Source organism: Chromobacterium phragmitis, from assembly GCF_003325475.1.
GTDB classification, from domain to species: domain Bacteria; phylum Pseudomonadota; class Gammaproteobacteria; order Burkholderiales; family Chromobacteriaceae; genus Chromobacterium; species Chromobacterium phragmitis.
The window spans coordinates 573,978-599,344 of record NZ_CP029495.1 but is presented as its reverse complement, the minus strand read 5'-3'; the positions used below and the strand labels follow the sequence as shown (position 1 = coordinate 599,344).

The following is a 25,367-nucleotide window of genomic DNA, read 5'->3' as shown; positions in this document are numbered from 1 at the left end:
TTCCGATACTTACGGCTCTGGCTGAAGGATCTTCAAGCGTGATTACCACAAGCAATATTACGATGCAGTTTGGCGTGAAACCTCTGTTCGAGAAGGTTACCGTCAAATTCGGCGAAGGCAACCGTTACGGCCTGATCGGCGCCAACGGCTCCGGCAAGTCCACCTTCATGAAAATCCTGGGCGGCGATCTGGAGCAGACCGCGGGCGAGGTCGCCATCGAGAACGGCCTGCGTCTGGGCAAGCTGCGTCAGGACCAGTTCGGCTATGAAGACCAGCGCGTGATCGACGTGGTGATGATGGGCCACACCGAGATGTGGGCGGCGATGAGCGAACGCGACGCCATCTACGCCAATCTGGAAGCCACCGAAGACGATTACATGCGCGCGGCCGATCTGGAAGCCAAGTTCGCCGAGTACGACGGCTACACCGCCGAGGCGCGCGCCGGCGAGCTGCTGATGGGCGTGGGCATTCCGGTCGAACAGCACTTCGGCCCGATGAGCGAAGTGGCCCCGGGCTGGAAGCTGCGGGTGCTGCTGGCGCAGGCGCTGTTCTCCAACCCGGACATCCTGCTGCTAGACGAACCGACCAACAACCTGGACATCAACACCATCCGCTGGCTGGAGCATGTGCTGAACGAGCGCAACGCCACCATGATCATCATCTCGCACGACCGCCACTTCCTGAACTCGGTCTGCACCCACATGGCAGATCTGGACTACAACACCATCCGCATCTACCCGGGCAACTACGACGATTACATGATCGCGTCGGCCCAGGCTCGCGAACGCCAGCTGTCGTCGAACAGCAAGGCCAAGGAGCGCATCCAGGAACTGCAGGAGTTCGTGGCCCGCTTCTCCGCCAACAAGTCCAAGGCCCGTCAGGCGACTTCCCGCCTGAAGCAGGTGGACAAGCTGAAGTCCGAGATGGTGGAAGTGAAGCCGTCCAGCCGCCAGAACCCGTTCATCCGCTTCGAAATGGACGACAAGTTCAAGCTGCACCGCCAGGCGGTGGAAGTGGAAGGCCTGAACAAAGCCTACGACAACAAGGTGCTGTTCAAGGATCTGAACCTGATTCTGGAAGCCGGCGCCCGTCTGGCCATCATCGGTCCCAACGGCGCGGGCAAGACCTCGCTGGTCAAATTGCTGGCCGGCGCGTTCCAGAGCGCTTACGCCGAAGGCCTGACCGCCGACCGCGGTTCGATCAAGTGGGCTGAGAAAGCCCAGATCGGCTACTTCGCCCAGGATCATGAAGCCGACTTCGACAGCGATTGGACCCTGACCGAGTGGATGCGCGAGTGGGGCCAGGAAGGCGACGACGAGCAGGTGATCCGCGGCACGCTGGGCCGCCTCTTGTTCGGCGGCGACGAAGTGGGCAAGCCGGTGCGCGTGTTGTCCGGCGGCGAGAAGGGCCGGATGCTGTACGGCAAGCTGATCCTGCAAAAGCCGAACGTGATGATCATGGACGAGCCGACCAACCACATGGACATGGAGTCGATCGAGTCGCTGAACATGGCGCTGGAGAAGTACAAGGGCACGCTGATCTTCGTGTCGCACGACCGCCAGTTCGTCAGCTCGCTGGCTACCCACGTGCTGGAGCTGGACGGCAAGGGCGGCTACGACTACTACGCAGGCAACTACGAGGATTACCTGGCCAGCAAGGGCCTGGAATAATACGGTTACGGCCTGTCACAGGCCGTAGCTTTACCGACGGGAGGGCGTGCGCTATATTGCAGCGCACAAACTCCCGTTTTTCATATCCGCCGCTCGCGGCGCGACAACAATAATCGGGGACGAGGCCTGGAGGGCCGGTGCAGGAGACATCCGGGGGCTTTCCGTCCTGGCGGCCCGATGATATCTGCAAGCCAGAGAAATAGAAGGAAATATCATGCGTTTGAAAGGGAAAGTATCCATCATCACCGGTTCCGCCAGCGGCATCGGCAAGGCTACCGCAGAGAAGTTCGTCAAGGAGGGCGCCATCGTCGCGGTGTGCGATCTGAACCTGGAGGCGGTCAATGCCGTCGTCGACGAACTGAAGGCGTTGGGCGGCGAGGCCTACGGCTACAAGGTGGATGTGACCAACAAGGGGCAGATCGCCGAGATGGTCGCCGATCTGAAAAACCGGTGCGGCCGCATCGACGTGCTGGTGAACAACGCCGGCATCGTGCAGGACGCGCAGCTGATCAAGATGACGGAAGAACAGTTCGACCGTGTCATCGACATCAACCTGAAGGGCGTCTACAACTGCGCCCGCGCCGTGGTGGACACCATGGTGGAGCAGGGCGGCGGCGTGATCCTGAACGCATCGTCGGTGGTCGGCGTGTACGGCAACTTCGGCCAGACCAACTACGCGGCGGCCAAGTTCGGCGTGATCGGATTCGTCAAGACCTGGGCCAAGGAGCTGGGCAAGAAGGGCATCCGCGCCAACGCCGTATGTCCGGGCTTCGTCGCCACGCCGATTCTGAAGGCGATGCCGGAAAAGGTGTTGCAGGCGATGGAAGAGAAAGTGCCGATGCGCCGCATGGCCGATCCGGCCGAGATCGCCAACGTCTACGCCTTCCTGGCGTCGGACGAGGCCAGCTACATCAATGGCGCAGCCATCGAGGTGACCGGCGGCCTGACGCTGTAAGCGCGAGCCCCTCTCCCCAAAGAAAACGCCCCGGCAGGACCGGGGCGTTGTCGTTAGAGGAGCTCATTCGTCGTCATGGTCGACGTCGTGCGCCAGCAACGCCGAATCCACTTCGCGGCGGTGCAGGTGCGGCGCGAACAGCTCGATGAAGGTGTAGGCGAAGCCGCGCAGGTAGGCGTCCTTGCGGATGCCTATCTTGGTGGTGGACGGTTCGAACAGGTGGCTGGCGTCTATCGCCACCAGGTTGGCGTCGCGCTCCGGCTCGTAGGCCATGGTGGCGATGATGCCGATGCCCAGGCCCAGCGAGACGTAGGTCTTGATCACGTCGGTGTCGATCGCGGTCAGCACCACGTTGGGCGTCAGGCCTTGGTCGGCGAAAGACTTGTTGATCTTGGAGCGCCCGGCGAAGGCGAAATCGTAAGTGACGATGGGATGCTGGGCGATGTCGGCCAGCGTGATCGCGCGCTCCAGCGCGGCCAGCGGGTGGTCCTTTGGCACCACCAGCGAGCGGTTCCATTCGTAACAGGGCAGCGTGGCCAGCTCCTTGTACAGCGCGATGCCTTCGGTGGCGACGGCGAGGTCGGCTTCGCCGGACACCACCATGTCGCAGATCTGCGTCGGGCTGCCCTGCTTCAGCGACAGCCGCACCTTGGGGTAGCGGCGGACGAATTCGGCGATGGCCTGCGGCAGCGCGTAACGGGCCTGGGTGTGGGTGGTGGCGATGGTCAGCGCGCCTTCCGATTCGCGGGAGAATTCGTCGCCGACGCGTTTCAGGTTCTGCGCTTCGCGCAGGATGCGCTCGGAGATGCGCAGCACTTCCTTGCCCGGCTCGGACACCGATACTACGCGCTTGCCATTGCGGATGAACACCTGGATGCCCAGTTCGTCCTCCAGCAGCCGGATCTGTTTGGAAATGCCCGGTTGCGAGGTATGCAGCTTCTCCGCGGCCTCGGAAACGTTAAGGCCCTGTTTCGCCACTTCTACCAGATAGCGCAATTGTTGTAGTTTCATTGGGTCAGTCTATCCTCTATACAACCTGTAGTCATTAAATACTAACACAATATTCTTTTAGGTTTATAAGCGCTTTGGTTAGGATAGCCTCGAACCATTCTCGGAGCGCTAGATGAGCCTGGAGTCCAAACTGGCCGCCACCTCGGCCCTGTTGCAAACGATTGCCGCCGAGCACCCGGACGCGGTGCTGGCCAATAGCTACGGCGCCGAAGACATGGTGCTGACCGATCTGATCGCCCGGCTCGGCCTGCCGCTCGCCAGCTTCAGCCTGGATACCGGACGTTTGCCCGCAGAGACTTATGAACTGATGCAGCAGGTGGCGGAGCGCTATCCTGGCCATCCGGTCAAGGTGTACTTCCCCGACACCGCCGCCACCGAGCAATACGTGAATCTCCATGGCGTCAATGGCTTTTACCAAAGCGTGGAACTGCGCAAATCCTGTTGCGCGGTCCGCAAGCTAGAGCCTCTCCGGCGCGCGCTGGACGGCCGTTCAGCCTGGATCACCGGCCTGCGCCGACAGCAGTCGCCGACGCGGCAGGATCTGGTCGACAAGGCGTTCGACGCCGACAACGGCTTGTTGAAGTTCAGCCCGCTGCTGGATTGGACCGAGGCCGAGGTCTGGCAGTATCTGAAGGAAAACCAGGTGCCCTACAACGCGCTGCACGACAGGCACTATCCGTCGATAGGCTGCGCGCCCTGTACCCGCGCCATCAGCGTGGGCGAAGATATCCGCGCCGGCCGATGGTGGTGGGAAAACCCGGAAACCAAGGAGTGCGGGCTGCACGCGAAAGCCAGCCCGCTGAAGCGCCCCGTCTGACACCGCCGGCCTGCAGGCATCGGCATTTCCCGCTGGAATCCAAACATGTATCGATACGATGAAGTAGATCATCGCCTGGTGCGAGAGCGAGTGGCACAGTTCCGCGACCAGACCCGCCGCTTCTTGGCTGGCGAGCTGTCCGAGGACGAATTCCGGCCCTTGCGCCTGATGAACGGGCTCTATGTCCAGCGCCATGCGCCGATGCTTCGGGTCGCCATTCCCTATGGCCATCTTCGCAGCGAGCAAATGCGCAAGCTGGCCGACATCGCCCGCCGCTACGACAAGGGCTACGGCCACTTCACCACCCGGCAAAACATCCAGTTCAACTGGCCGGCGCTGGAGAGCGTGCCCGACATTCTGGAAGAGCTGTCCACTGTGGAAATGCATGCGATCCAGACTTCAGGCAACTGCGTGCGCAACACCACCACCGACGCCTTCGCCGGCGTGGCCGACGACGAGTTGTTCGACCCGCGGCCTTACTGCGAGATCATCCGGCAGTGGAGCACGATGCACCCGGAGTTCAGCTTTCTGCCGCGCAAGTTCAAGATCGCCGTTTCCGGCAGCGTGGAGGATCGAGCCGCGACCATGGTCCACGACATCGGCTTGCATGTCAGCCGCAACGAGGCCGGCGAGGCGGGGTTCAAGGTGATAGTCGGCGGCGGCCTGGGGCGCACGCCGATGGTGGGCGAGGTGGTGCGCGAGTTTCTGCCGCGCCAGCATTTGTTGACGTATCTGGACGCGGTGCTGCGGGTGTACAACCGTTTTGGCCGCCGCGACAACAAGTACAAGGCCCGCATCAAGATCTTGGTCAAGGCGCTGACACGGGACGGCTTCGCCGCCAAGGTGGAAGACGAATGGCGCCACCTGAAGGATGGCCCGGCCACCCTGCGCGATGAGGATGTCGTCCATTACGCCAGCTTCTTCGGCGATCCGGCGTATAAGATGTTGGCAGACAACCCGGCCGAGCTTGCCGGACCGCTGGCCGAGGACAAGGCCTTCGCCCGCTGGTATGAGCGCAACACGCGTGGCCACCGCTTGTCCGGTTACCGCTCGGTGGTGCTGTCGTTGAAGGAAACCGGCGCGCCGCCGGGAGACATCACGGCTGAGCAGATGGAGGCTGCCGCCGATTGGGCCGAGCGTTTCGGCTTCGGCGAGCTGCGCGTCGCCCACGAGCAGAATCTGGTGTTGCCGGACGTCGAACAGAAGGATCTGTACACGCTATGGCTCGAGGCGCGGCAACTGCGGATGGCGACGCCGAACATCGGCCTGCTGACCGACATCATCAGTTGCCCGGGCGGCGATTTCTGCTCGCTGGCCAATGCCCGTTCCATCCCGGTGGCCAAGGCGATCCAGCAGACCTTCGACGATCTGGACTACTTGTACGACCTAGGCGAGATCGCCTGTAATTTCTCCGGCTGCATGAACGCCTGCGGCCACCACCATATCGGCAACATCGGCATACTCGGCGTCGACAAGAACGGCGAGGAGTGGTACCAGATCACGTTGGGCGGCAGCCAGGGCAGCGATACCGCCATCGGCAAGGTGATAGGGCCATCGTTCGCCCAGGCCGACGTGCCGACCGCCTTCGCCAAAATCATGCAGGTTTATGTGGAAAAACGGCAGGACGGCGAGCGCTTCATCGAAACCCTGCGCCGCATCGGCGCGGAACCGTTCAAGGAGAGGGTGTATGCCCCAGTTCATTAAGGATGGCCGGCTGCAGGCCGATAGCTGGCTGCTGCTGCGTCCGGATGAAAGCGGTGCTTTGCCCCTGCCCGGCGTGGCGGAAGGCCAGAGCGTGATCGTGCCTCTGGCGAGCTGGCTTGCCGGCGTGGAGGGGTGGCGCATGCGTTCCGGCGCTGTCGGAGTCTATCTGTCGCCGGACGATGACCCGTCGCTGTTGCAGCCATATCTTGCCGAACTGGCCCTTGTGGCGGTGGATTTCCCCGCCTTCACCGACGGGCGGGGTTACAGCCTCGCCAGGCTGCTGCGCGAGCGCTATGATTATGCCGGTGAGTTGCGGGCGATTGGCGACGTGTGGGCGGATTTGATCCGGCCGCTGTGGCAAGTGGGCTTCGATGCCTTCCTGATCAAGGACGGCAAGGTGTTGGATGATGTTGACTATTACAATACTTTCAGCGATAGCTATCAAGTGAATTACAGGCAACCGCTGCCACTGTTTCGCCGACGCGTCACAAGACAGTAATGTGTCGCATGGCGGCGACAGGTTGGGGTATAATCAGTCAAAAGTGATGCATTTATGCAACGCTGCCGCGAATATGCGCCCGGCGCTGTGTTGACATGGGGTTGCAGCATTCCTATAGTGCGGGTTAACTGCATCAACACAGCATGTAGCCATCCCTGATGTTTGCAGTCAACTTAGTTCGCGTGGTCTTTGCGTCAGCCCGCATTGCTACCCATTTTATAGATTAAAGAGGGAATAACATGACTAAACAGCTGAAACTGAGCGCACTGGTTGCCGCCCTGTTGGTTTCTGCTAGCGCTTTCGCCGCTAAACCGGGTTACGCCGTTGACCAGGCTACCGACTCTGTGACTCGCAACAGCTACGGCGAATGCTGGCGCACCTCCTCTTTCGACAAGGCCAAGGACGGTCTGGTTGAATGCGGCGACCGCGAAGCCGCCAAGCCGGTAGCTGAAGCTCCGAAGCCGACCATGGTTTCCATGAAGGAAAAAGTGACCCTGTCCGCCAAGGTGCTGTTCGACTTCAACAAGTCCACCCTGCGCGCCGACGCCAAGAACGAACTGGATCCGCTGGTCGCCAAGCTGAAGGCTCACGCTGGCAAGGGTTACCTGAACGGTGTTGAAATCGATGGTTACACCGACTTCATGGGCTCCGACAAGCTGAACAACGCTCTGTCCCAGCATCGCGCCGACGCAGTCAAGGCTTACTTCGTGAACGCCGGCGTGCCGGCCGAGAAGGTTGCAGCCGTAGGCAAGGGCAAGGCTGAAGCCAAAATGACGGAAGAGTGCAAGGCCAAGTTCCCGAAATACGCGAAGAACAAGAAGCAAAACGCTGAAATTAAGGCTTGCATCGAGTCTGATCGCCGCGTAGAAGTGACCATCGACGCTGTTAAAGAGTCCGTGGTAGAAAAAACTGGCAAGTAATTCTCTCGCCAGAATCGAAAAGCCCCGCCGCATGCGGGGCTTTTTGTTTTTCTCGGAAATGGATCATGGCTGGACGCTTTCGATGACTGGCGGCTACAATCGAAGGTTTCGGGACGTATGTAAAGACAGCGAATGCAGGTATTTCTGGGGGATCCGCGTCGTTTCGCCCTGCCAGGATGCGCGTTGACCATCGGCAATTTCGATGGCGTGCACCAGGGGCATCGGCGCATGCTCGAACGTTTGCGCGCGGAAGCCCGCGCCCGCGAATTGCCTACGGCTTTGCTGACTTTCGAGCCGCATCCGCGCGAGTTTTTCGCCCGCGCCAATCCGCCGGCCCGTTTATCCACGCTGAGGGACAAGTTTGCTTTGCTGGAAGAGCTCGGCCTGGTCGATTACGTGTTCGTCTACCGTTTCAATCACAGCTTTTCCAACATGACGGGCAAGGACTTTGTCGATCAGGTGCTGGTCAGCGAGTTGAAGACCCGTTATCTGTTGATAGGCGACGATTTCCAGTTCGGCTCCGGCCGCCAGGGCAATTTCGAATTGCTGGCCTCCTGTCCGCATTTCGCCACCGAGGCGATGCCGTCGGTGCTGATCAAGGGCGAGAGGGCATCCAGCACGTTGGTGCGCGAGCGCCTTGGGGCCGGCGATCTGGACTCGGCCAACGCGCTGCTGGGCGAGGTGTACCGGATTTCAGGCAAGGTGATGCATGGCAAGAAGCTGGGGCGAACGATAGGCTTTCCCACCGCCAACATTCATCTGCCGCACCTGAAGCCGGCCTTGCAGGGCGTGTTCGTGGTCGAGGCGGATACGCCGCATGGCCGTTTGGGCGGGGTGGCCAGCCTGGGCCTGAACCCGACGGTCAGCGACACCCCGGATTACAAGCTGGAAGTGCATCTGTTCGATTTCTCGGGCGATCTGTACGGCCAGCGGCTGACGGTACGCTTCCTGAAGAAACTGCGCGACGAAGCGCGCTATGATGATCTGGCGACTTTGGTGGCCCAGATCGAGCGCGACGCGGCCAGCGCCAAGACCTATTTGACAAGTTTGCAGCGAGAGCAGGCATGAGCATCGATTATCGTAAAACCGTAAACCTGCTGGATACACCCTTCGCCATGCGCGGGGATCTGGCGAAACGTGAACCGGCCTGGGTCAAGCGCTGGCAAGAAGAGAGGCGCTACGACAAGCTGCGCAAGCTGGCGGCCGGCCGTCCCAAGTTCATCCTGCATGACGGCCCGCCGTACGCCAACAACGACATTCACCTGGGCCACGCGGTCAACAAGGTGCTGAAGGACATCATCGTCCGCTCCAAGACCCTGGCCGGCTTCGACGCGCCCTATGTTCCGGGCTGGGACTGCCACGGCCTGCCTATCGAGCTGATGGTGGAAAAGCTGCACGGCAAGGACATTCCCGCCGCCAAGTTCCGAGAGCTGTGCCGCGAATACGCCAAGGAGCAGGTGGCGCGCCAGAAAAAGGGCTTCATCCGCCTGGGCGTGCTGGGCGATTGGGACAATCCCTATCTGACCATGGATTTCAAGACCGAGGCCGACATCGTCCGCACGCTCGGCAAGATCCATGAAAACGGCTACCTGACCAAGGGCGAGAAGCCGGTGCACTGGTGCATCGAGTGCGGCTCGTCGCTGGCCGAAGCCGAAGTGGAATACGAAGACAAGGTGTCGCCGGCGATCGACGTCGGCTTCAAGGTGGTCGACGCCGACAAGGCCTCCGCCGTCTTCGACGCCGACGCCTCCGGCGCCATGGCCGTGATCTGGACCACCACGCCGTGGACGCTGCCGGCCAACCAGGCCGTCGCCGCCGGCCCCAATCTGGATTACCAGCTGATCGATACCCCCAAGGGCAAGCTGATTCTGGGCAAGGATCTGGTCGAGTCGGCGATGAAGCGCTACGGCGTGGAAGAATATCGCGTGCTGGGCGAGTCCAAGGGCGAGGCGCTGGACCTGATCCTGCTGCAACACCCTTTCTATGACCGCCAGGTGCCGGTGATTCTGGGCGACCACGTCACCACCGATGCCGGCACCGGCTTGGTGCATACCGCGCCGGCCCATGGCCTGGAAGACTTCCAGGCCGGCCTGCAGTACAAGCTGCCCATCGCCAATCCGGTTGCCGACGACGGCCGCTACAAGAGCACCACCGAGCTGTTCGCCGGCATGCTGGTATGGGACGCCAATCCGCGCGTGATCGAGACGTTGGAAGCGCATGGCGCGCTGGTGCACAAGGCCAAGCTGGAGCATAGCTACCCGCACTGCTGGCGCCACAAGACGCCGATCATCTTCCGCGCCACGCCGCAATGGTTCATCAGCATGGACCGCCAGGCTAATGGCGGCGAGACGCTGCGCGAGATCAGCCAGCGCGCCGTCGACGCCACCGAGTTCTTCCCTGCCTGGGGCCGCGCGCGTCTGGACGCGATGATCAAGAACAGCCCCGACTGGTGCGTGTCGCGCCAGCGCAACTGGGGCGTGCCGATGACCTTCTTCATCCACAAGGAGTCGGGCGAGCTGCATCCGCGTTCCGCCCAGCTGTTGGAGGAAGTGGCGCTGCGCATCGAGCAGCAGGGCATCGAAGCCTGGTTCAGCCTGGACGCCAAGGAATTGCTGGGCGACGAGGCCGAGCAATACCGCAAGCTGACCGACACGCTGGATGTGTGGTTCGACTCCGGCGCCACCCATTTCGCGGTGCTGAAGCAGCGCCCGGAGCTGGCCTGGCCGGCCGACCTGTACCTGGAAGGCTCCGACCAGCACCGCGGCTGGTTCCAGTCGTCGCTGAAGACCGGCTGCGCCACCATCGGCCGCGCGCCGTACAAGCAGCTCTTGACCCACGGCTTCACCGTGGACGACAAGGGTTACAAGATGTCCAAGTCCAAGGGCAACGGCATCGCGCCGGAAGAGATCTGCGGCACCCTGGGCGCTGACATCCTGCGGCTGTGGGTGGCCAGCGCCGACTACTCCGGCGACATGTCGCTGTCGCAGGAGATTCTGAAGCGCACCACGGAAAGCTACCGCCGCCTGCGCAACACCATTCGCTTCCTGCTGTCCAACCTGTCGGACTTCGATCCGTTGGAAAACGCCATGCCGCTGGGCGCCATGGTGGAAATGGATCAGTACGCGCTGCTGCGCGCGCGCGAGGTGCAGGAAAAAGTGGTGGGCGAGCTGTACTCGCGTTATGCCTTCCACCACGTGGTGCAGGAAGTGGTTGGCTACTGTTCGGAAGATCTGGGCGCGTTCTACCTGGACGTGATCAAGGACCGCTTGTACACCACTCAGGCCGACAGCCACGCCCGCCGCAGCGCGCAGACCGCCTTGTACCACATCACCCGCAGCCTGCTGCTGATGGTGGCGCCGATTCTGTGCTTCACCGCCGACGAGGCTTGGAACGTGTTGGTGGACAGCGAGGAAGAATCCACGCTGTACCATATCTGGCACGAGTTCCCGGCCCAGGCGGCAGAGCGCGAGGCCGCGCTGTCCGCCAAGTGGCAGTCCATCCGCGAGCTGCGCGCGGTGGTCAACAAGGAGATCGAGGCGCTGCGCAGCGCCGACAAGCTGGGCTCCTCGCTGCAGGCTGAAGTGGAAATCGACGCGCCGGCAGAGCTGGCCCGCCATTTGGCCAGCCTGGGCGAGGAACTCAAGTTCGTATTGATCGTGTCCAAGGCGAATGTGCGCGAAGCGGGCGAACTGGCGATCCGGGTCACGCCGTCCGCGCACGACAAGTGCGACCGCTGCTGGCATTACCGCGCCGACGTGGGCAGCCACGCCGGGCACGGCGCCGTCTGCGGCCGTTGCGTCGACAACCTGGATGGCCAAGGCGAGCCGCGTCGCCACGCCTGATCATCCGACGGGGCCGCCCAGGCGGCCCCGCCTGCCCATGGATACCGACAGATGGATTCCGCAATGACTATGCCTGGCGCCCGCAGCTGGCCCAAGTGGTTCGCGCTGGCGGCCCTGGTGATCGTACTGGACCAGATCAGCAAGCTGTATTTCAACAGCCGTTTCCAGTACGGTGAAATCCGGCCGGTAGTGGAAGGTTTCTTCAACTTTACTCTGGTCTACAATCCCGGCGCGGCATTCAGTTTTCTGCACGACGCCGGCGGCTGGCAGAAATATCTGTTCACCGCGCTCGCTTTTTCCGTATCCGGCTGGTTGGGCTGGAACATCGTCAAACGGCGTTTCTCCGGCATGATGAATTTGGCGGCGGCCCTCATCATGGGCGGCGCGCTGGGCAATGTGATCGACCGCCTGGCCTACGGCCACGTGATCGATTTCATCATGATCCACTACTACAACCAGTGGTACTACCCGGCGTTCAACCTGGCCGACTCCTTCATCTGCGTCGGCGCGGCGCTGATGGTGCTGGACAGCATGAAGAAGCCGTCGCGCTAAGCGAGGCGGCGATTGATCGAAGCGATGGCCCGCGGCGCGGGCCATTCGCGCATTCGCCGGGCAAGACCCTGGCCTGATTGAGGACATACGGATGACGAAGACCATCATGCTCGCCAACCCGCGCGGGTTCTGCGCCGGGGTGGACCGGGCCATCGCCATCGTCGAGCGCGCGATCGAGCTCTACGGCGCGCCCATCTACGTGCGCCACGAGGTGGTGCACAACCGTTTCGTGGTGGATGATCTGCGGAGCAAGGGCGCGGTGTTCATCGAGGAATTGAAGGACGTGCCGCCGGGCAGCACGCTGATCTATTCCGCCCACGGCGTGCCGCTGTCGGTGCGGGCGGAGGCCGAGGCGCTGGGGCTGACGGTGTTCGACGCCACCTGTCCGCTGGTGACCAAGGTGCATGTCGAAGTGAAGCGGATGCACAAGGCCGAGATGGAAATCATCATGATCGGCCATGCCGGCCATCCGGAAGTGGAAGGCACGATGGGCCAGGTGGATTCCGGCATGTATCTGGTGCAAACGGTCGAAGATGTCGCCGCGCTGCAGGTCAAGCGCGAGGATGCGCTGTCCTACGTCAGCCAGACCACGCTGTCGGTGGACGAGACCCGAGACATCATTGCCGCGCTGAAGGCCCGCTTCCCAAGCATCCACAGTCCGAAGAAGGACGACATCTGTTACGCCACGCAAAACCGCCAGGACGCGGTGAAGCAGTTGGCCGACCAGTGCGACATCGTGGTGGTGGTAGGCTCGCCCAACAGCTCGAATTCCAACCGCCTGCGCGAAGTGGCGGCGCTGAAGGGTGTGGACGCTTACATGGTGGACAATGCCAGCCTGCTGGAGCCGGAATGGTTTGCCGGCAAACGCCGCGTCGGCGTCACCGCCGGCGCCAGCGCGCCGGAGGTGCTGGTGCAGGCGGTGATCGACCGCATCAAGGCTTTCGATGTCACCCAGGTGACCGAGCTGCCCGGCGTGGAGGAGAGCACGGTGTTCGCGTTGCCGCCGGCGCTGCGTCCGCAAGCCTGACGCCGCTTGCCGCGGAAACGGCGAGGCCGCTCGAGAGAGCGGCCTTTTTCATGGTCCGCGCCATCGGCGCATCATGGCTGCGGCACGAAGCCGGTGACCGGCGGCTTGCGCGGCACGAAGCCGGTGGTGGGGCCGTTGTTGGCTTGCCCGCCGGACACGCATTCTATCTCTTCGCTGCTCAGGCGCACCATCTGCGCGATCTCCAGGCTTTGCTCCAGTTGGCTATCCCATTCCGAGGTTTGGATGGTCTGGCTTTTCATGGCGATTTCCTTTTAAACGTTGAATGTCAGATTCAGCAGCCCGCGGCGGCGGGTTGCGGGGGAATGCGGGCTTGGGCGATGGCGTCGCTCGGAAGCCGGTCCATCGACACCACTTGCGGGCAGCGGGCGCAGGCATCCTGGCCATGCTGGCTCCACCACATGCAGCGAGGGCGTATCGCGCAGTAAGCCAGCTTGTCCACCACTTCGGCGGTTTGGGCCACCACGCGCTGGGCCAGCGTGCAGCGCGAGCCGGCGTTGTCGTGGTGGGCGCATTCGGTTTGCGCGCAGGGGCCGGCGGTGCGGAATATTTCCTCGGGCGCGATGTCGCCCAGGCGGGCTCTGTCGACTTGCGCGGCAGGCATCATCTGTTTCAGATAGATCACGCGGCGGTTTTGCGCGCTGCCGCCTACGATGCCGAACACCATATTGCCTTCGCCTTCGAAAGTAGAGCTGGGACAAAGTTTGGATTGATCGTGTTTCATGATGTGCCTGCCGGATATTCAAATAAGCGAACGGTTGTCGGGTGAAATGATGCGAGCGCTTATTTTCCTGCCGGCGGCAGCACGATTTTCCCTGTCAGGCGCGGAGGGTTTTCTTGCGAGCCGCCGCTGACGGTTTCAATTTCCTCGGCGCTCAGTTTGATGATTTGAGCCAACTCCAAGCTTTCTTGCAGCTGTTTTTCAAATTCGGCGATGGCGTGAATGTTATGCGGTTTCATTTTTCATGCTCCTGGTTTGATGTTTTATAAACTGCTGTATTTGATGGCGAAACGGGAAGCGGCAAAGTCGGGCGTGGACGGTTTGCAGCCTGCTGTTTTGTATAAAACATTTTCATTCCGGCCTAAGTTCAATAAATTAATGCTAGAAAATTAAAATTTTTGGCAATTTTTAATTTATTTTGTCGCTGCGAATGATGGCAAAGAGTGATGACAACGTCAATCTGGAAGTCTTAACCCAGGTCAATAATCGAGTGTTTTAGTAAAAAAGCGGCGCGAAAAAGAAAATGCCGAACGGAAATAAATCCTGAATTTAAATTGGATTGAATATGATTATTTTTATGGAAATAAGTTGATATTGAATAGATGCAATGAAAACGCCGGGCCTTGATATGGAATGGCGGAGGATGGCGTATTCCCGCGGGCATCAAAAAATGCGTACAAGGCGGAGAGGAGGGACGAGGACTGCGGGCGGATACGGCTACTTTGCGGCGGGCTGGACGGAGCGGGGCCTGTCGGGTCTTGGCGCGAAGAATGGGTTCCCGCCCCGGAGCCGAGGCGGGGGCGTAAAAGCCGCGCCGGAAGATGCCGCTTGACGGCGCTTAAAACGGCAACTGCGCCTGTGCGCCTTGCGGGCGTTCGATGCGGGCTTCGGCGCGGCCTTCAGCCAGCGTCAGCGTCACCTTTTCATGGTCGGCGAGCTCGGCCGGATTTTTCACCGCGCGGCCATCCTGCTTTTGCACGATGGCGTAGCCTCGGGCCAGCACCGCTTCCGGGTTGAGCGCGGTCAGCGTGGACGCCAGTTGCGCCAGGCGCTGGGCGCGCCGCTCCAGCAGCCGGTCGCGCGCGCGCAGCAACGCGGCCTGTCTTTGCTGCAGCGACTGGCGCTGTCCGGCCAGGTCTGGCTGGTGGCGGGCCAGGCGGGTGCCGGCCAGCTGCAGCCGCCAGCGGCCTTGTTCGAAGGCAGTTTGCACGCGTTGCCTCAGCGTCTGCGATAGCGCGCCCAGCCGCTCGCTTTGGGCGCGCAGCTTGGCGCCGGGATGGAGCAGGCGGCGGCCGAGAAAGTCCAACTGTTGGGTCTTGTCCATCAACAGACGGCCCAGCGCCCGTTCCAGCGCGCGTTTGGTTTGTTCCAGCTGGAGGGCCAGATGCTCGCGGTTGGGCGATACCAGCTCCGCGGCGGCGGTCGGCGTCGGCGCGCGGCGGTCGGCGACGAAGTCGCAGATGGTGAAATCGGTTTCGTGGCCGACCCCGCTGATGGTGGGAATGGGGCAGTCCGCCACCGCGCGGGCGACGATTTCCTCGTTGAACGACCACAAGTCCTCGATGCTGCCGCCGCCTCGGCAGATGATCAGCGCGTCGACCTCTTTGCGCTCGCCGGCGGCGCGGATGGCCTCGGCGATTTGCTTGGCGGAGCTTTCGCCCTGGACTTGCGCGGGATAGAGCACCACCGGAATGCCGGGCATGCGGCGGCGCAGCGTGCTGACCACGTCGCGCAGCGCGGCGGCGGCGGGGGAGGTGACGATGCCGATGGCTGCCGGATGGGCAGGCAGTTCGCGCTTGCGCGCATTGTCGAACAGACCTTCGGCCTGCAGCTTGGCCTTCAGTCGCTCGAAGGCTTCGTACAATCTGCCCAGGCCGGCCGAGCGCATTTCGCCGACGCTGATCTGAAACTCGCCGCGCGCCTCGTACAGGGTCACCTGGCCGCGCAGCTCCACTTGCATCCCTTCCTGCGGCCGGAAAGGCAACATGGACAATTTATGGCGGAACATCACGCAGCGCACCTGGGCGCCGCCATCCTTCAGCGAGAAATAAGCGTGGCCGGAGGCCGCCAGCGTCAGGTTGGAAATCTCCCCGCCTATCCATGCCGGCGGAATGCCGGCTTCCAGCAGATCGCGGGCCATCCGGTTCAGCGAGGAAACGCTGATCACGTCCTGGCGATCAGGGAAATTTTGTCTTGTCAAGTGATCCACAGTGTCTCGCTAGAGCAAAGATTCGAGCGGCGCAGTCGAGGCTCCGCTTGCGTAGCGTTCGATATCTGAATCTAAACGCAATGAAATCAATGGTTTGCAAAAATCAATCCCCGGCGTGAAAAATCGCCGCAAGCCTGCTTGGACAAGGGTTTACGCGATCTGCGCACAGACTTGTCAACAAAGTTATCCACAGGCGGGCTGGCGGCGCGGCCGAGAGCCGCCTGCAGGCAGGATTAACCGAATGGAATTGACGTCGGCATGTTGCGCCTGCGGCATCGCTTGAGTAATCGCTTGCTATGTGCGGCATTGCGGCGGTGTCCGCTGCGCCGCAGCGATGCTGGAGGCATGCCGAGCGCCGCCGTTTCGCGCCGGTTCGTCATGATATCACCGCTAGGCTTCTGCCGGCCCGGCATCGGGCGTAAGCTGGACGCGGAGGAGGCATCATGGACGATTTGCTCAAGTGCAGGCTGGACGACATCACCACGCTGGCGGTGGACGCCATCGTGAACGCCGCCAACAGCAGCTTGTTGGGCGGGGGAGGAGTGGACGGCGCGATCCACCGCGCGGCGGGGCCGGCGCTGCTGGAGGCTTGCCGCGGCATAGGCGGCTGCCCGACCGGGGAGGCGAGGCTGACGCCGGGTTTCGCCCTGCCGGCCCGCTATGTGATCCATACCGTTGGGCCGATATGGCAGGGCGGGCAGCGGGGCGAGCCGGCCTTGCTGGCGGCCTGCTACCGCAGCAGTCTGGAGCTGGCCGCGCGCCACGGGGTGGAGAGCATCGCCTTTCCGGCGATCAGCTGCGGCGTATATGGCTATCCGCTGGAAGAGGCCTGCGCGCTGGCGGTGCGCGAGCTGCGCGGCTGGCTGGCCGGCGGCGGCCATTCGCTGCGCGAGGCGTGGCTGGTGGCCTACGACGCGCGGGCGCTGGCGGCGTACCGCCGGGCGCTCAGCTGACCTCGCCTTTGGCGGGCCGCGGCAGCTGGCCGCCGCAGTGCTTGCAGTGGCGCGCGTCCCAGTCATGGCCCTCGCTGAAGCAGTGCGGGCACAGCCGGGTGGCGGAGCGGTTGTCGGAAGGCTCGTTCGCGGTGCTGCGGGCGATCTCGGCGCTGACGATGCCGGTGGGCACCGCGATGATGCCGTAGCCGGTGATCATCACCAGGCTGGCCAGCGCCTGGCCCATCGGCGTTTTGGGCGTGATGTCGCCGAAGCCGACGGTGGTCAGGGTGACGATGGCCCAGTAGATGCTGACCGGAATGCTGGTGAAGCCGTGCTCGGGGCCTTCTATCACATACATCAGGGTGCCCTGGATGATGACCAGCAGCACCACGGTGACCAGAAACACGGTGATTTTCCGGCGGCTGGCCATCAAGGCTTTCTGCAGCTGCGCGGCTTCGCCCAGATGGCGGCTGAGCTTGAGGATGCGGAACATCCTGAGCAGCCGCAGGATGCGGACGTCGGCCAGGAAGCGGCTTTCCGGGATGAACAGGCCTAGGTACAGCGGCAGGATGGACAGCAGGTCGATGATGCCGAAGAAGCTTTTCACGTACCGCAACGGCTTGTGCACGCAGATCAGCCGCAGCGCGTATTCGATGGTGAACAGGATGGTGAAGGTCCAGTCCAGCGCGGTCAGCAGCGTGCCGTAGCGCTGGCGTATCGACGACACGCTTTCCAGCATCACGCAGGCGACGGAGATCAGGATGGCGATGATCAGCGCCATGTCGAAAATCCGTCCGGCGCGGGTATCGGCCTCGTAGATGATGATATAGAGCTTGCGGCGCCAGCCGGACAGCGGGATCAGGGTTTCCTGTGTGGGCATATGAACCTTGCCTGTGTTTGCATTGACTATAACAAAGCGGTTTAGAGGGGGCCGCCCGAGTTTGGTTTGCTGGATAGAAGCAAACAATATTAGGGCGGCCGCGCCGGATTGATTATGATGCCGTGGAATATCGGCATCGTCATTTTAGCAGGATGAGGAATAAGATCATGCGCATCGCCAATACCATCACCGATTTGATCGGCAACACTCCGCTGGTCAGGCTCAACCGCGTCGCCGAGGGCGCGGGCGCCACCGTCGTCGCCAAGCTGGAATTCTACAATCCGGCTCACAGCGTCAAGGACCGCATCGCGGTGGCGATGCTGGACGCGGCGGAGAAGGCCGGCAAGATCCAGCCTGACACCGTGATCGTGGAGCCCACCTCCGGCAACACCGGCATCGGGCTGGCCATGGTGTGCGCCGCCCGCGGCTACAAGCTGGTGATCACCATGCCGGAAACGATGAGCAAGGAGCGCCGCCAGTTGCTGAAAGCCTACGGCGCGGAGCTGATCCTGACGCCGGGGCCGGATGGCATGGGCGGCGCCATCGCCAAAGCCAAGGCGCTGGTCGACGAGTACCCGGACACCTACTTCATGCCGCAGCAATTCGAAAATCCGGCCAATCCCGAGATCCACCGCCACACCACCGCGGAAGAGGTGTGGAACGATACCGACGGCCAAGTGGACATCTTCGTGGCCGGCGTGGGCACCGGCGGCACCATCACCGGCGTCGGCGAAGTGCTGAAGGCGCGCAAGCCCGGCGTGCAAGTCGTGGCGGTGGAGCCGGACGCGTCGCCGGTGCTGTCGGGCGGGGCCAAGGGGCCGCACCCCATCCAGGGCATCGGCGCGGGCTTCGTGCCGGCCATCCTCAATACCGGCATCTACGACGAGATCATCCGCGTCAAAAACGAGGATGCGCTGCAAACCGCGCGCGATGTAGCCACCCAGGAGGGCATCCTGGTGGGCATTTCCTCGGGCGCGGCGGTATGGTCGGCGCTGCAACTGGCCAAGCGTCCGGAAAACGCCGGCAAGCTGATCGTGGTGGTGATTCCGTCCTTCGGCGAGCGTTATCTGTCCACCGCGCTGTTCGAGCATCTGGGCTGATCGCGGCGTTCGGCGCGCGGGCCTCGGCGTTCGCGCAAACGATCGCAATACGTTTGCCGTTGACGGCGCGCGGGCAGGGCGGGCTACAATGGCCGCCATGAAAAGACAGCTCTTCGCTTTCTCCCTGCTGGGCTCGCTGACTGCGTGCAGCGCGCTGCAGCAGCTCGGCGCGCCCATCCATTCCGGCGCCGGCGGCGCGTCCCGACCCGCGCAATCCGCGCCGCCGCGCGCAACCGGCAAGGTTGACCTGCTGCTGGCCGAGGCCAACCGGCTGGCCGACAAGGTCAAGTCCGGCGAACTGACCCGCACCGCCGCGGCCGATCAGCTGGGCGCCGCCCGGCTGCGCATCGCCGGCGCCAACGCGGTGGACAACGACAACTTCGCCGTTTACCGCCAGCTGACTGCCGACCGCGACAACGGCCGCATCGACTCCGACGCCTTCCGCGCCAAGCTGGAGGCGCATCTGCGCGAATGGATGCGCCGCTGGCCCAAGTATTCCCCCAAGCCTGCCGACCCGGCGTTCACCAATTTCCTGCTCAAGCTATACGGTTTGCCGCCGCTGGGATACTGATGAAGCCGAAGAAACAAGCCGCCGCCTGTCCTTGCGGCGGAGAGAGCCTGGCCGCCTGTTGCGGCCGTTACCATCCTCCCGGCGCGCCGCCTGCCCCGACCGCCGAAGCCCTGATGCGCTCGCGCTACAGCGCTTTCGCGCTGGGGCTGGAGGACTATCTGCTCGCGACCTGGCACTCTTCTACCCGGCCGGAAACGCTGGGCCTGGAAGAAGACGCCGGCGTAGTGAAATGGATCGCCCTGGAAATCCTTCGCTGCGAAGCGGGACGGGAAGGCGACAGCGAAGGCGTGGTGGAGTTCGTCGCCCGCTGCAAGGTGGGCGGCAAGGCCGAGCGCATGCATGAGGCCAGCCGCTTCGTGCGTGAGGATGGCCGCTGGTATTACGTTTCCGGCCAACTGGCCTGACCCGCGCTTGTCCTGGCGCAAGTTTGCGCCCATCTCTGTTTGACCCCGATGAGAGGATGGCGGGAGCATAAGGTTTTCCGTGCTGGAAAACATCATGCTCACCGTCTATTCCGATTCCCACCGTCTGCAGCATGGCCAGGCCGAGCTGATAGACGGCACTCTCAAGCCCTGTTTTGAAACCCCGTCCCGCGCCGACATGGTGTTGGCCGCCGTGCGCGAGCGAGAGCTGGGCGATGTCATCCACCCGAGCCGCCACGGCGCGGACCCTATCCTGCGCGTGCATGACGCCGGCTACGTCCGTTTCCTGGAAACCGCCTGGCCGCGCTGGAGCGCGCTGGGCCGCGACTACGACGCGCTGCCCAAGATGTGGCAGGTCCGCCGCCTGCGCGAGGCTGTTCCCGAGCATGTGGAAGGCCAGCTCTGCTATTACTCGATGGATTGCGGCACGCCGATCACCGCCGGCACCTGGCAGGCGGCGACCGCCGCCGCCGACACCGCGCTGACCGCTGCCGACCGGCTGATGGGCGGCGAACGGGCGGTATTCGCGCTGACCCGGCCGCCCGGCCACCACGCGGCGCGCGACTACTGCGGCGGCTATTGCTTCTTCAACAACGCCGCCATCGCCGCCCAGTCGCTGCGCGACCGCGGCCTGCGCAAGGTGGCAGTGCTGGACGTCGATTATCACCACGGCAACGGCACTCAGGACATCTTTTATCCGCGCGCCGACGTGCTGTTCCTGTCCATACACGGCGACCCCCGCACCGAGTACCCGTTTTTCCTCGGCTTCGCCGACGAGAAGGGGGAGGGCGAGGGTCTGGGCTACAACTTCAACTTTCCGTTGCCGGCCGGCTCCTGCGTCAGCACTTGGTTCGTGGCGCTGGATTGCGCGTTGGAGCAGATCGCCCGCTTCGGCGCCGAGGCGTTGGTGGTGTCGCTGGGCGTGGACACCTATCAGGGCGATCCGATCTCGCGCTTCCAGCTCGACTCCCCCGACTTCGTCACACTGGGCGCGCGACTGGCGGGGCTGAAACTGCCGACCCTGTTCTGCCTGGAGGGCGGCTACGCGGTGGAGCCGGTCGGCACCCATGTCGTCAATGTGCTGGCGGGCTTCGAGGCGCGGGGCTGATACAGATTTTTGAGCTGTGCTGACCTATGTTCAAAGAGTCTTTCGCCGCCAGGACGGCGGGTGCCGCTGGCGCGGAAGCGGAAACGGAGAAGGGCGATGGGCAATAGCATGGAGAGGCTGGTCTCCGGCTTGGGCGAGTCTGGCGCGTGGCCGGGCGCTCCTGAGGCCGCGCGGCGGTTGGAGGCCGCGTTGCCGGGCGAGCTGGCGCTGGAGTTGCGGGCGTTGGCTGCGGCGTTCGGGAGCAGCAGCGAGGATATGGCGGGCAAGCTGCTGGGCGCGGCGATAGCCGACGCTTGGGAGGCGCTGGACGATGGCCAGATGCTGCGCGCCACCCGGGCTTGCCGGCGGCTGTTGGACGGAGACGACTGACGAAACGGCGATGACCACGCCCGGCTGGCGGCCGGCGGGCGCGGGATGAGACAGGCCGCGGGGGCCGGGCCACGCCCGGCGTGGGAAAACGAGAGCAGGGAGGCAGAGATGGGACTGGCCTTGAAAACCTTGTTGGCGGAGCTGGAGGCGCAGCGGGCGGGCAGACCCGACGCGATGGCGGAGGTGACGCTGACGACGGTGCGCAGTCTGGAGGTGCCGTTGGACATCACCGCGTGTCGCGAATTGAGAGTGCTGGCCCATGTGTTCAACGGCGACCAAACCGTGCTGGCCGCCGCGGTGTTGCGAGCGGCCTTGGTCGACATCCAGGAGCATCTGGACGACGACTTGGACCTGTTGGCGATGAGCGCCAGGCGCAATATCGACTCATGCGCGTGAGCGGGGCGCGTCCCCGCAGGGCCGCCAAGAAGGCGGCGACAGAGCCGGGCCTTGCCCGGCTCTTTTCATGCCAGCAGCGCTTCAATTCTGGCGGCCAACTTGTCCGGCCGGGTGAACGGGGCGAAGCGCGCGACCACCCGGCCGTCGCGGTCCACCAGGAATTTGCTGAAGTTCCAGCGGACAGGCCGTCCCAGCAAGCCGCGCTTCTGCCGCTTCAGGTATTGCCACAGCGGATGGGCGCCGGCGCCGTTGACGTCCACCTTGTCCGCCATCAGGAAATCCACGCCATAGTTTTTCCGGCAAAAGGAGGCGATGTCGCCGGCGGAGCCGGGTTCCTGCGCGCCGAACTGGTTGCAGGGAAAGCCTATCACCGTCAGGCCCTGCTCCGAGTAGGCTGCGTGCAGTTTTTGCAGGCCATCGTATTGCGGCGTGAAGCCGCAGCGGCTGGCGGTATTGACCAGCAGCAGCACGCGGCCGCGGTAGGCGGCCAGCGGCTGTTCGCCGCCGTCCAGCCGGCGGAAGGCGTAATCGTAGATGCTCATGCGCGGAGAAAATGGGGACAAAAAAAGATGATGGCGGCGCGGCGGCGGCCTGGCAAGCGCGAAGGCATAAAAAGGGGGCGCAGCGGCAAGGGGGAACCGCGACGCCCCAAGAAGAAACAGCTTGCTGTGCAAAGGGTCGGCACAACCGGGATGTCAGCTAACCCTTTGTTTAGCCTAGAACAGATGCCGAAAAATGCGAGCGGCTTTTGCGCGCGGGGCAAAGAAAAAGGGATGGCCGCCTGGCCATCCCTTGTCGCGAAAATCGCGGCGCTTACGGACGCGGCAGCGTGACGCCCACCTGGCCCTGATACTTGCCGGCGCGGTCTTTGTAGGACACGTCGCAGACTTCGTCGGATTCGAAGAACAGCACCTGCGCCACGCCCTCGTTGGCGTAGATCTTGGCCGGCAGCGGCGTGGTGTTGGAGAACTCCAGCGTCACGTAGCCTTCCCATTCCGGCTCGAACGGGGTGACGTTGACGATGATGCCGCAGCGGGCGTAGGTGGATTTGCCCAGGCAGACGGTCAGCACCGAGCGCGGGATGCGGAAGTATTCCACCGTGCGGGCCAGCGCGAAGCTGTTGGGCGGGATGATGCAATAGCCCTTGCCGGAGACTTCGACGAAGGAGTTGGGGTCGAAGCTCTTCGGGTCGACGATGGTGCTGTTGATGTTGGTGAACACCTTGAATTCGTCGGCGCAGCGGATATCGTAGCCGTAGCTGGAGGTGCCGTAGGAAATCAGCTTCTGGCCGTCGGCGGCCGCTTTCACCTGGTTGGCCTCGAACGGCTCGATCATGCCGTGCTCGGCGGCCATCCGGCGTATCCACTTGTCCGATTTGATGCTCATAGTCGTGGGCCCGTTGTGTCGATGTATGCGATGGCTGCCGATTTTACCCGCTTCGCGCCATGTCGGGTGGCTGAAATCCGCGCCGCCGGCATGGAGGGTCGCCTGAAGGGCCGGTTTGCGGCATCATGGCGGGCTTGACCGAAGTCAAGCGCTCGCGGGATTGCGGCAATATGCCGCATCCGGCGCGATTGGCCTTCGATATACTAATGCAAACTATTCGCATTACATCGGGATTTCCTATGCAGTCACTGGATGGCTTCCCGGCCGGCGCCCACGGCGTGGTGGACCGGCTGGATCTGAGCGACGAGGCGTTTCGCCGCGTGGCTGCCTTCGGCCTGGTGCCGGGCAGCCGTTTTCATCTGCGCCGCGCCGCGCCGCTGGGCGGGCCGCTGCTGCTGGAGGTGGGCGCCACCCGCTTCCTGCTGCGCCGCAGCCTGGCGCGCAAGATCCAGGTGAGGGCCGCGGCATGAAGCGCTTCGCCCTGATAGGCCTGCCCAATACCGGCAAGTCCACCCTGTTCAACCGCCTGACCGGCATGTCGCAGCGGGTGGGCAACTGGCCCGGCCTGACCGTGGAGCTGATCAGCTCGCGTCTGCTCTTGGGCGGCAAGATGGTGGAGCTGATCGATCTGCCCGGCGTCAACGACCTCACCGGCTACAGCGATGACGAGGCGGTGGTGCGGGACGTGCTGCTGTCCACGCCGTTCGACGGCGCGGTGCTGGTGCTCAACGCCAGCCAGCTGGACCGCCAGTTGCCGCTGGCGCTGCAGGTGATCGCCAGCGGGCTGCCCAGCCTGGTGGTGCTGAACATGGCCGACGAGGCCAAGCTGCTCGGCGTGACCGTGGATGTAGACGGGTTGGCCGAGCGGCTGCGGACGCCGGTTGTGCTGGCGTCCGCCAAGCGGATGGAGGGCTGGCCCAGGCTGATGGACGGCTTGAATCGGCTGGCTGCTGGCGCCGGGCCGGCCGCGCACGCGCAGCTGGAGAAGGTGCCGGAGTCGCAGCGGGCGATCGACCTGTCCCGCCGCAAGCTGGAAGGCTGCTGGCGCTTGCCGCCGGTGCTGCCGACGCTGCTGACCGAGAAGGTGGACCGCTGGCTGCTGCACCCGTGGCTGGGTTTGCCGCTGTTCTTCGCCTTCATGGCGCTGCTGTTCAATCTGACTTACCAGATCGGCACGCCGCTGCAGGAGGCGGTGGGCGGCTTGCTCGACTGGGTGAAGGATGGCGCGCTGGCGCCGGCGATAGCGTCCTTGCCCGCCATTCTGCAAAGTTTGTTGCTGGACGGCGTGTGGCAGGGCGTGGCCACGGTGCTGACCTTCGCGCCGATTCTGTTCGTGTTTTTCGTGCTGATGGCGATGGTGGAAGACAGCGGCTACCTGGCGCGCGCGGCCTTCCTCACCGACGCGATGATGGCGCGGCTGGGGCTGGATGGCCGCGGCTTCGTGATGCAGCTGATGGGATTCGGCTGCAATGTGCCGGCCATCATGGGCACGCGGGTGATGCGCGAGCGCAAGCAGCGGCTGCTGACCATGCTGGTGATCCCGTTCTCGCTGTGCTCGGCGCGGTTGCAGGTGGTGGTGTTCTTCGCCGGCATCCTGTTCAGCAAGACGCAGGCGCCGTGGGTGGTGTCCGGCCTTTATCTGATGACCTTCGTCGCCGCCATCATCACCGCCTGGGTGTTCAAGCATCGCTATCGCGGCGACGAGGCCTTTCTGCTGGAGGTGCCGCCGTACCGCTTGCCCGGCGCGCGCCACATGCTGACGCGGGCGGCGGGAGAGGTGAGCGCCTTTCTGCGCCTCGCCTCCACCTTCATCCTGGCCGGGGTGGTGATGGTGTGGCTGCTGACCCATATCCCGGCGGGCGGCGGCAAAACGCTGGCCTACGCGCTGGGCGAGGCCATGTCGCCGGTGCTGAACCCGATAGGCATACGCGCCGAGCTGGCGGTGGCGCTGCTGTTCGGCTTCATCGCCAAGGAGATCCTGCTGGGCAGCCTGGCGGTGATCTACGGCGTGTCCGAGGCGGGGCTGGGCGGCGTGCTGGTCCAGCATCTGGACTGGGTGTCGGCGATGAGCTTCCTGATCTTCACGCTGGTGTACGTGCCCTGCCTGTCCACGGTGGCGGCGATGCACCGCGAATCCAAGAGCTGGCGCTTCGCCGCGATGTCGGTGGCCTGGTCGGTGCTGCTGGCCTGGACGCTGTCCTTCGTCTTCTACCAAGGCGTGCATCTGCTGCGCTGAAAGCCTAGAATGACGGTTT

The 25,367-nt window shown here is 63.4% G+C and carries 27 protein-coding genes; 19 read left to right on the top strand and 8 right to left on the bottom strand.

All coding sequences use genetic code 11. The features are described 5' to 3' along the window. The first annotated feature begins 38 nt into the window (after positions 1–38). Together DK842_RS02965 and fabG are read left to right on the top strand one after the other, a co-directional pair. Entirely contained in the window at positions 39–1,670 is a 1,632-nt protein-coding gene (locus DK842_RS02965; RefSeq protein WP_114060019.1) for an ABC-F family ATPase, read from the top strand. Between the two features lie 214 nt (positions 1,671–1,884). Continuing rightward, positions 1,885–2,625, top strand: a complete 741-nt coding sequence (gene fabG / locus DK842_RS02960) for a 3-oxoacyl-ACP reductase FabG (RefSeq protein WP_114060018.1) — start codon at positions 1,885–1,887, stop codon at positions 2,623–2,625. Between the two features lie 63 nt (positions 2,626–2,688). Here the strand turns inward: fabG and cysB are convergent, their stop codons facing one another. Continuing rightward, positions 2,689–3,636: an HTH-type transcriptional regulator CysB gene (gene cysB, locus DK842_RS02955; protein ID WP_114060017.1), complete on the bottom strand. Its 948-nt coding sequence runs from the start codon at positions 3,634–3,636 to the stop codon at positions 2,689–2,691. 112 nt (positions 3,637–3,748) lie between these two features. Between cysB and DK842_RS02950 the strand changes: the two genes are divergently transcribed. The 8 genes from DK842_RS02950 to ispH all read left to right on the top strand — a co-directional run bounded on the left by DK842_RS02950 (position 3,749) and on the right by ispH (position 12,997). Next, positions 3,749–4,453 carry a phosphoadenylyl-sulfate reductase gene (locus DK842_RS02950; RefSeq protein ID WP_114060016.1) on the top strand — a complete coding sequence of 235 codons (705 nt, stop codon included), beginning with the start codon at positions 3,749–3,751 and terminating at the stop codon, positions 4,451–4,453. 45 nt (positions 4,454–4,498) lie between these two features. After that, positions 4,499–6,157 carry a nitrite/sulfite reductase gene (locus DK842_RS02945; RefSeq protein ID WP_114060015.1) on the top strand — a complete coding sequence of 553 codons (1,659 nt, stop codon included), beginning with the start codon at positions 4,499–4,501 and terminating at the stop codon, positions 6,155–6,157. Continuing rightward, complete coding sequence (locus DK842_RS02940; protein WP_114060014.1) at positions 6,141–6,656, top strand: DUF934 domain-containing protein; 516 nt, start codon at positions 6,141–6,143, stop codon at positions 6,654–6,656. Before DK842_RS02945 ends, DK842_RS02940 begins: the two co-directional genes overlap by 17 nt. A 239-nt stretch (positions 6,657–6,895) precedes the next feature. Next, positions 6,896–7,576, top strand: coding sequence for an OmpA family protein (locus DK842_RS02935; protein ID WP_114060013.1), 681 nt, complete (start codon positions 6,896–6,898; stop codon positions 7,574–7,576). 132 nt (positions 7,577–7,708) lie between these two features. Further along, positions 7,709–8,644 carry a bifunctional riboflavin kinase/FAD synthetase gene (locus tag DK842_RS02930; protein ID WP_114060012.1) on the top strand — a complete coding sequence of 312 codons (936 nt, stop codon included), beginning with the start codon at positions 7,709–7,711 and terminating at the stop codon, positions 8,642–8,644. After that, a complete protein-coding gene (ileS, locus tag DK842_RS02925; RefSeq protein WP_114060011.1) occupies positions 8,641–11,418 on the top strand; it encodes an isoleucine--tRNA ligase in 2,778 nt (925 codons plus the stop codon). Before DK842_RS02930 ends, ileS begins: the two co-directional genes overlap by 4 nt. Positions 11,419–11,487: 69 nt before the next feature. After that, positions 11,488–11,970, top strand: coding sequence for a signal peptidase II (gene lspA / locus DK842_RS02920; RefSeq protein WP_406850469.1), 483 nt, complete (start codon positions 11,488–11,490; stop codon positions 11,968–11,970). A gap of 91 nt (positions 11,971–12,061) precedes the next feature. Further along, entirely contained in the window at positions 12,062–12,997 is a 936-nt protein-coding gene (ispH, locus tag DK842_RS02915) for a 4-hydroxy-3-methylbut-2-enyl diphosphate reductase (protein WP_114060009.1), read from the top strand. Between the two features lie 71 nt (positions 12,998–13,068). On the opposite strand, the gene DK842_RS02910 is transcribed toward ispH, so the two are convergent. From DK842_RS02910 to xseA, 4 genes are all read right to left on the bottom strand, one after another. Beyond that, positions 13,069–13,257: a hypothetical protein gene (locus DK842_RS02910; protein WP_114060008.1), complete on the bottom strand. Its 189-nt coding sequence runs from the start codon at positions 13,255–13,257 to the stop codon at positions 13,069–13,071. 32 nt (positions 13,258–13,289) lie between these two features. Next, positions 13,290–13,739, bottom strand: coding sequence for a nitrogen fixation protein (locus DK842_RS02905; RefSeq protein WP_114060007.1), 450 nt, complete (start codon positions 13,737–13,739; stop codon positions 13,290–13,292). Between the two features lie 59 nt (positions 13,740–13,798). Further along, positions 13,799–13,975 carry a hypothetical protein gene (locus DK842_RS23295; protein WP_168191787.1) on the bottom strand — a complete coding sequence of 59 codons (177 nt, stop codon included), beginning with the start codon at positions 13,973–13,975 and terminating at the stop codon, positions 13,799–13,801. Between the two features lie 599 nt (positions 13,976–14,574). Continuing rightward, positions 14,575–15,936 carry an exodeoxyribonuclease VII large subunit gene (xseA, locus tag DK842_RS02900; RefSeq protein ID WP_114060006.1) on the bottom strand — a complete coding sequence of 454 codons (1,362 nt, stop codon included), beginning with the start codon at positions 15,934–15,936 and terminating at the stop codon, positions 14,575–14,577. 452 nt (positions 15,937–16,388) lie between these two features. On the opposite strand from xseA, the gene DK842_RS02895 reads away from it, so the two are divergent. Next, positions 16,389–16,898 (top strand): O-acetyl-ADP-ribose deacetylase, encoded by a 510-nt coding sequence (locus tag DK842_RS02895; protein ID WP_114060005.1) that lies wholly within the window; start codon positions 16,389–16,391, stop codon positions 16,896–16,898. On the opposite strand, the gene DK842_RS02890 is transcribed toward DK842_RS02895, so the two are convergent. Then, positions 16,891–17,760, bottom strand: coding sequence for an ion transporter (locus DK842_RS02890; protein ID WP_114060004.1), 870 nt, complete (start codon positions 17,758–17,760; stop codon positions 16,891–16,893). The two genes, DK842_RS02895 and DK842_RS02890, sit on opposite strands and share 8 nt — an antisense overlap. A 167-nt stretch (positions 17,761–17,927) precedes the next feature. On the opposite strand from DK842_RS02890, the gene cysK reads away from it, so the two are divergent. The 6 genes from cysK (at position 17,928) to DK842_RS02860 (ending at position 21,726) form a co-directional block, all read left to right on the top strand. After that, a complete protein-coding gene (gene cysK, locus DK842_RS02885; RefSeq protein WP_114060003.1) occupies positions 17,928–18,860 on the top strand; it encodes a cysteine synthase A in 933 nt (310 codons plus the stop codon). Between the two features lie 97 nt (positions 18,861–18,957). Beyond that, complete coding sequence (locus DK842_RS02880; protein ID WP_232538579.1) at positions 18,958–19,431, top strand: hypothetical protein; 474 nt, start codon at positions 18,958–18,960, stop codon at positions 19,429–19,431. Further along, positions 19,431–19,835, top strand: a complete 405-nt coding sequence (locus DK842_RS02875) for a YchJ family protein (protein ID WP_114060001.1) — start codon at positions 19,431–19,433, stop codon at positions 19,833–19,835. Before DK842_RS02880 ends, DK842_RS02875 begins: the two co-directional genes overlap by 1 nt. Positions 19,836–19,929: 94 nt before the next feature. After that, entirely contained in the window at positions 19,930–20,961 is a 1,032-nt protein-coding gene (locus DK842_RS02870) for a histone deacetylase family protein (RefSeq protein WP_114063580.1), read from the top strand. A gap of 96 nt (positions 20,962–21,057) precedes the next feature. Further along, positions 21,058–21,330: a hypothetical protein gene (locus DK842_RS02865; protein ID WP_114060000.1), complete on the top strand. Its 273-nt coding sequence runs from the start codon at positions 21,058–21,060 to the stop codon at positions 21,328–21,330. 108 nt (positions 21,331–21,438) lie between these two features. Further along, on the top strand, positions 21,439–21,726 hold the full coding sequence (locus DK842_RS02860; protein ID WP_114059999.1) for a hypothetical protein: 288 nt from the start codon (positions 21,439–21,441) through the stop codon (positions 21,724–21,726). A gap of 65 nt (positions 21,727–21,791) precedes the next feature. On the opposite strand, the gene DK842_RS02855 is transcribed toward DK842_RS02860, so the two are convergent. Both DK842_RS02855 and dcd read right to left on the bottom strand, forming a co-directional pair. After that, the gene (locus DK842_RS02855) at positions 21,792–22,268 is read right to left on the bottom strand and encodes a glutathione peroxidase (protein WP_114059998.1); all 477 of its coding nucleotides are present in this window, start codon (positions 22,266–22,268) and stop codon (positions 21,792–21,794) included. Between the two features lie 271 nt (positions 22,269–22,539). Further along, a complete protein-coding gene (gene dcd, locus DK842_RS02850) occupies positions 22,540–23,112 on the bottom strand; it encodes a dCTP deaminase (protein ID WP_114059997.1) in 573 nt (190 codons plus the stop codon). Positions 23,113–23,351: 239 nt separating this feature from the next. Here dcd and DK842_RS02845 point away from each other — a divergent pair, with 239 nt between their 5' ends. Further along, the gene (locus DK842_RS02845; RefSeq protein WP_168191786.1) at positions 23,352–23,582 is read left to right on the top strand and encodes a FeoA family protein; all 231 of its coding nucleotides are present in this window, start codon (positions 23,352–23,354) and stop codon (positions 23,580–23,582) included. Further along, the gene (gene feoB, locus DK842_RS02840) at positions 23,579–25,348 is read left to right on the top strand and encodes a ferrous iron transport protein B (RefSeq protein ID WP_114059995.1); all 1,770 of its coding nucleotides are present in this window, start codon (positions 23,579–23,581) and stop codon (positions 25,346–25,348) included. The genes DK842_RS02845 and feoB overlap by 4 nt, the downstream gene beginning before the upstream one ends. The last annotated feature ends 19 nt before the right edge of the window (positions 25,349–25,367 follow it).

Excerpts from the sequence above, each read along its gene's own strand:
- DK842_RS02905 (WP_114060007.1), bottom strand. The coding sequence starts at position 13,739 with ATGAAACACGATCAATCCAAACTTTGTCCCAGCTCTACTTTCGAAGGC.
- DK842_RS02870 (WP_114063580.1), top strand. The coding sequence starts at position 19,930 with ATGCTCACCGTCTATTCCGATTCCCACCGTCTGCAGCATGGCCAGGCC.
- dcd (WP_114059997.1), bottom strand. The coding sequence starts at position 23,112 with ATGAGCATCAAATCGGACAAGTGGATACGCCGGATGGCCGCCGAGCAC.
- DK842_RS02940 (WP_114060014.1), top strand. The coding sequence starts at position 6,141 with ATGCCCCAGTTCATTAAGGATGGCCGGCTGCAGGCCGATAGCTGGCTG.
- DK842_RS02875 (WP_114060001.1), top strand. The coding sequence starts at position 19,431 with ATGAAGCCGAAGAAACAAGCCGCCGCCTGTCCTTGCGGCGGAGAGAGC.
- lspA (WP_406850469.1), top strand. The coding sequence starts at position 11,488 with ATGCCTGGCGCCCGCAGCTGGCCCAAGTGGTTCGCGCTGGCGGCCCTG.
- ispH (WP_114060009.1), top strand. The coding sequence starts at position 12,062 with ATGACGAAGACCATCATGCTCGCCAACCCGCGCGGGTTCTGCGCCGGG.
- DK842_RS02910 (WP_114060008.1), bottom strand. The coding sequence starts at position 13,257 with ATGAAAAGCCAGACCATCCAAACCTCGGAATGGGATAGCCAACTGGAG.
- DK842_RS23295 (WP_168191787.1), bottom strand. The coding sequence starts at position 13,975 with ATGAAACCGCATAACATTCACGCCATCGCCGAATTTGAAAAACAGCTG.
- DK842_RS02945 (WP_114060015.1), top strand. The coding sequence starts at position 4,499 with ATGTATCGATACGATGAAGTAGATCATCGCCTGGTGCGAGAGCGAGTG.
- DK842_RS02860 (WP_114059999.1), top strand. The coding sequence starts at position 21,439 with ATGGGACTGGCCTTGAAAACCTTGTTGGCGGAGCTGGAGGCGCAGCGG.
- cysK (WP_114060003.1), top strand. The coding sequence starts at position 17,928 with ATGCGCATCGCCAATACCATCACCGATTTGATCGGCAACACTCCGCTG.
- DK842_RS02895 (WP_114060005.1), top strand. The coding sequence starts at position 16,389 with ATGGACGATTTGCTCAAGTGCAGGCTGGACGACATCACCACGCTGGCG.
- ileS (WP_114060011.1), top strand. The coding sequence starts at position 8,641 with ATGAGCATCGATTATCGTAAAACCGTAAACCTGCTGGATACACCCTTC.
- cysB (WP_114060017.1), bottom strand. The coding sequence starts at position 3,636 with ATGAAACTACAACAATTGCGCTATCTGGTAGAAGTGGCGAAACAGGGC.
- DK842_RS02865 (WP_114060000.1), top strand. The coding sequence starts at position 21,058 with ATGGGCAATAGCATGGAGAGGCTGGTCTCCGGCTTGGGCGAGTCTGGC.
- DK842_RS02950 (WP_114060016.1), top strand. The coding sequence starts at position 3,749 with ATGAGCCTGGAGTCCAAACTGGCCGCCACCTCGGCCCTGTTGCAAACG.
- fabG (WP_114060018.1), top strand. The coding sequence starts at position 1,885 with ATGCGTTTGAAAGGGAAAGTATCCATCATCACCGGTTCCGCCAGCGGC.
- DK842_RS02880 (WP_232538579.1), top strand. The coding sequence starts at position 18,958 with ATGAAAAGACAGCTCTTCGCTTTCTCCCTGCTGGGCTCGCTGACTGCG.
- DK842_RS02890 (WP_114060004.1), bottom strand. The coding sequence starts at position 17,760 with ATGCCCACACAGGAAACCCTGATCCCGCTGTCCGGCTGGCGCCGCAAG.
- DK842_RS02930 (WP_114060012.1), top strand. The coding sequence starts at position 7,709 with ATGCAGGTATTTCTGGGGGATCCGCGTCGTTTCGCCCTGCCAGGATGC.
- DK842_RS02935 (WP_114060013.1), top strand. The coding sequence starts at position 6,896 with ATGACTAAACAGCTGAAACTGAGCGCACTGGTTGCCGCCCTGTTGGTT.
- feoB (WP_114059995.1), top strand. The coding sequence starts at position 23,579 with ATGAAGCGCTTCGCCCTGATAGGCCTGCCCAATACCGGCAAGTCCACC.
- DK842_RS02845 (WP_168191786.1), top strand. The coding sequence starts at position 23,352 with ATGCAGTCACTGGATGGCTTCCCGGCCGGCGCCCACGGCGTGGTGGAC.
- DK842_RS02855 (WP_114059998.1), bottom strand. The coding sequence starts at position 22,268 with ATGAGCATCTACGATTACGCCTTCCGCCGGCTGGACGGCGGCGAACAG.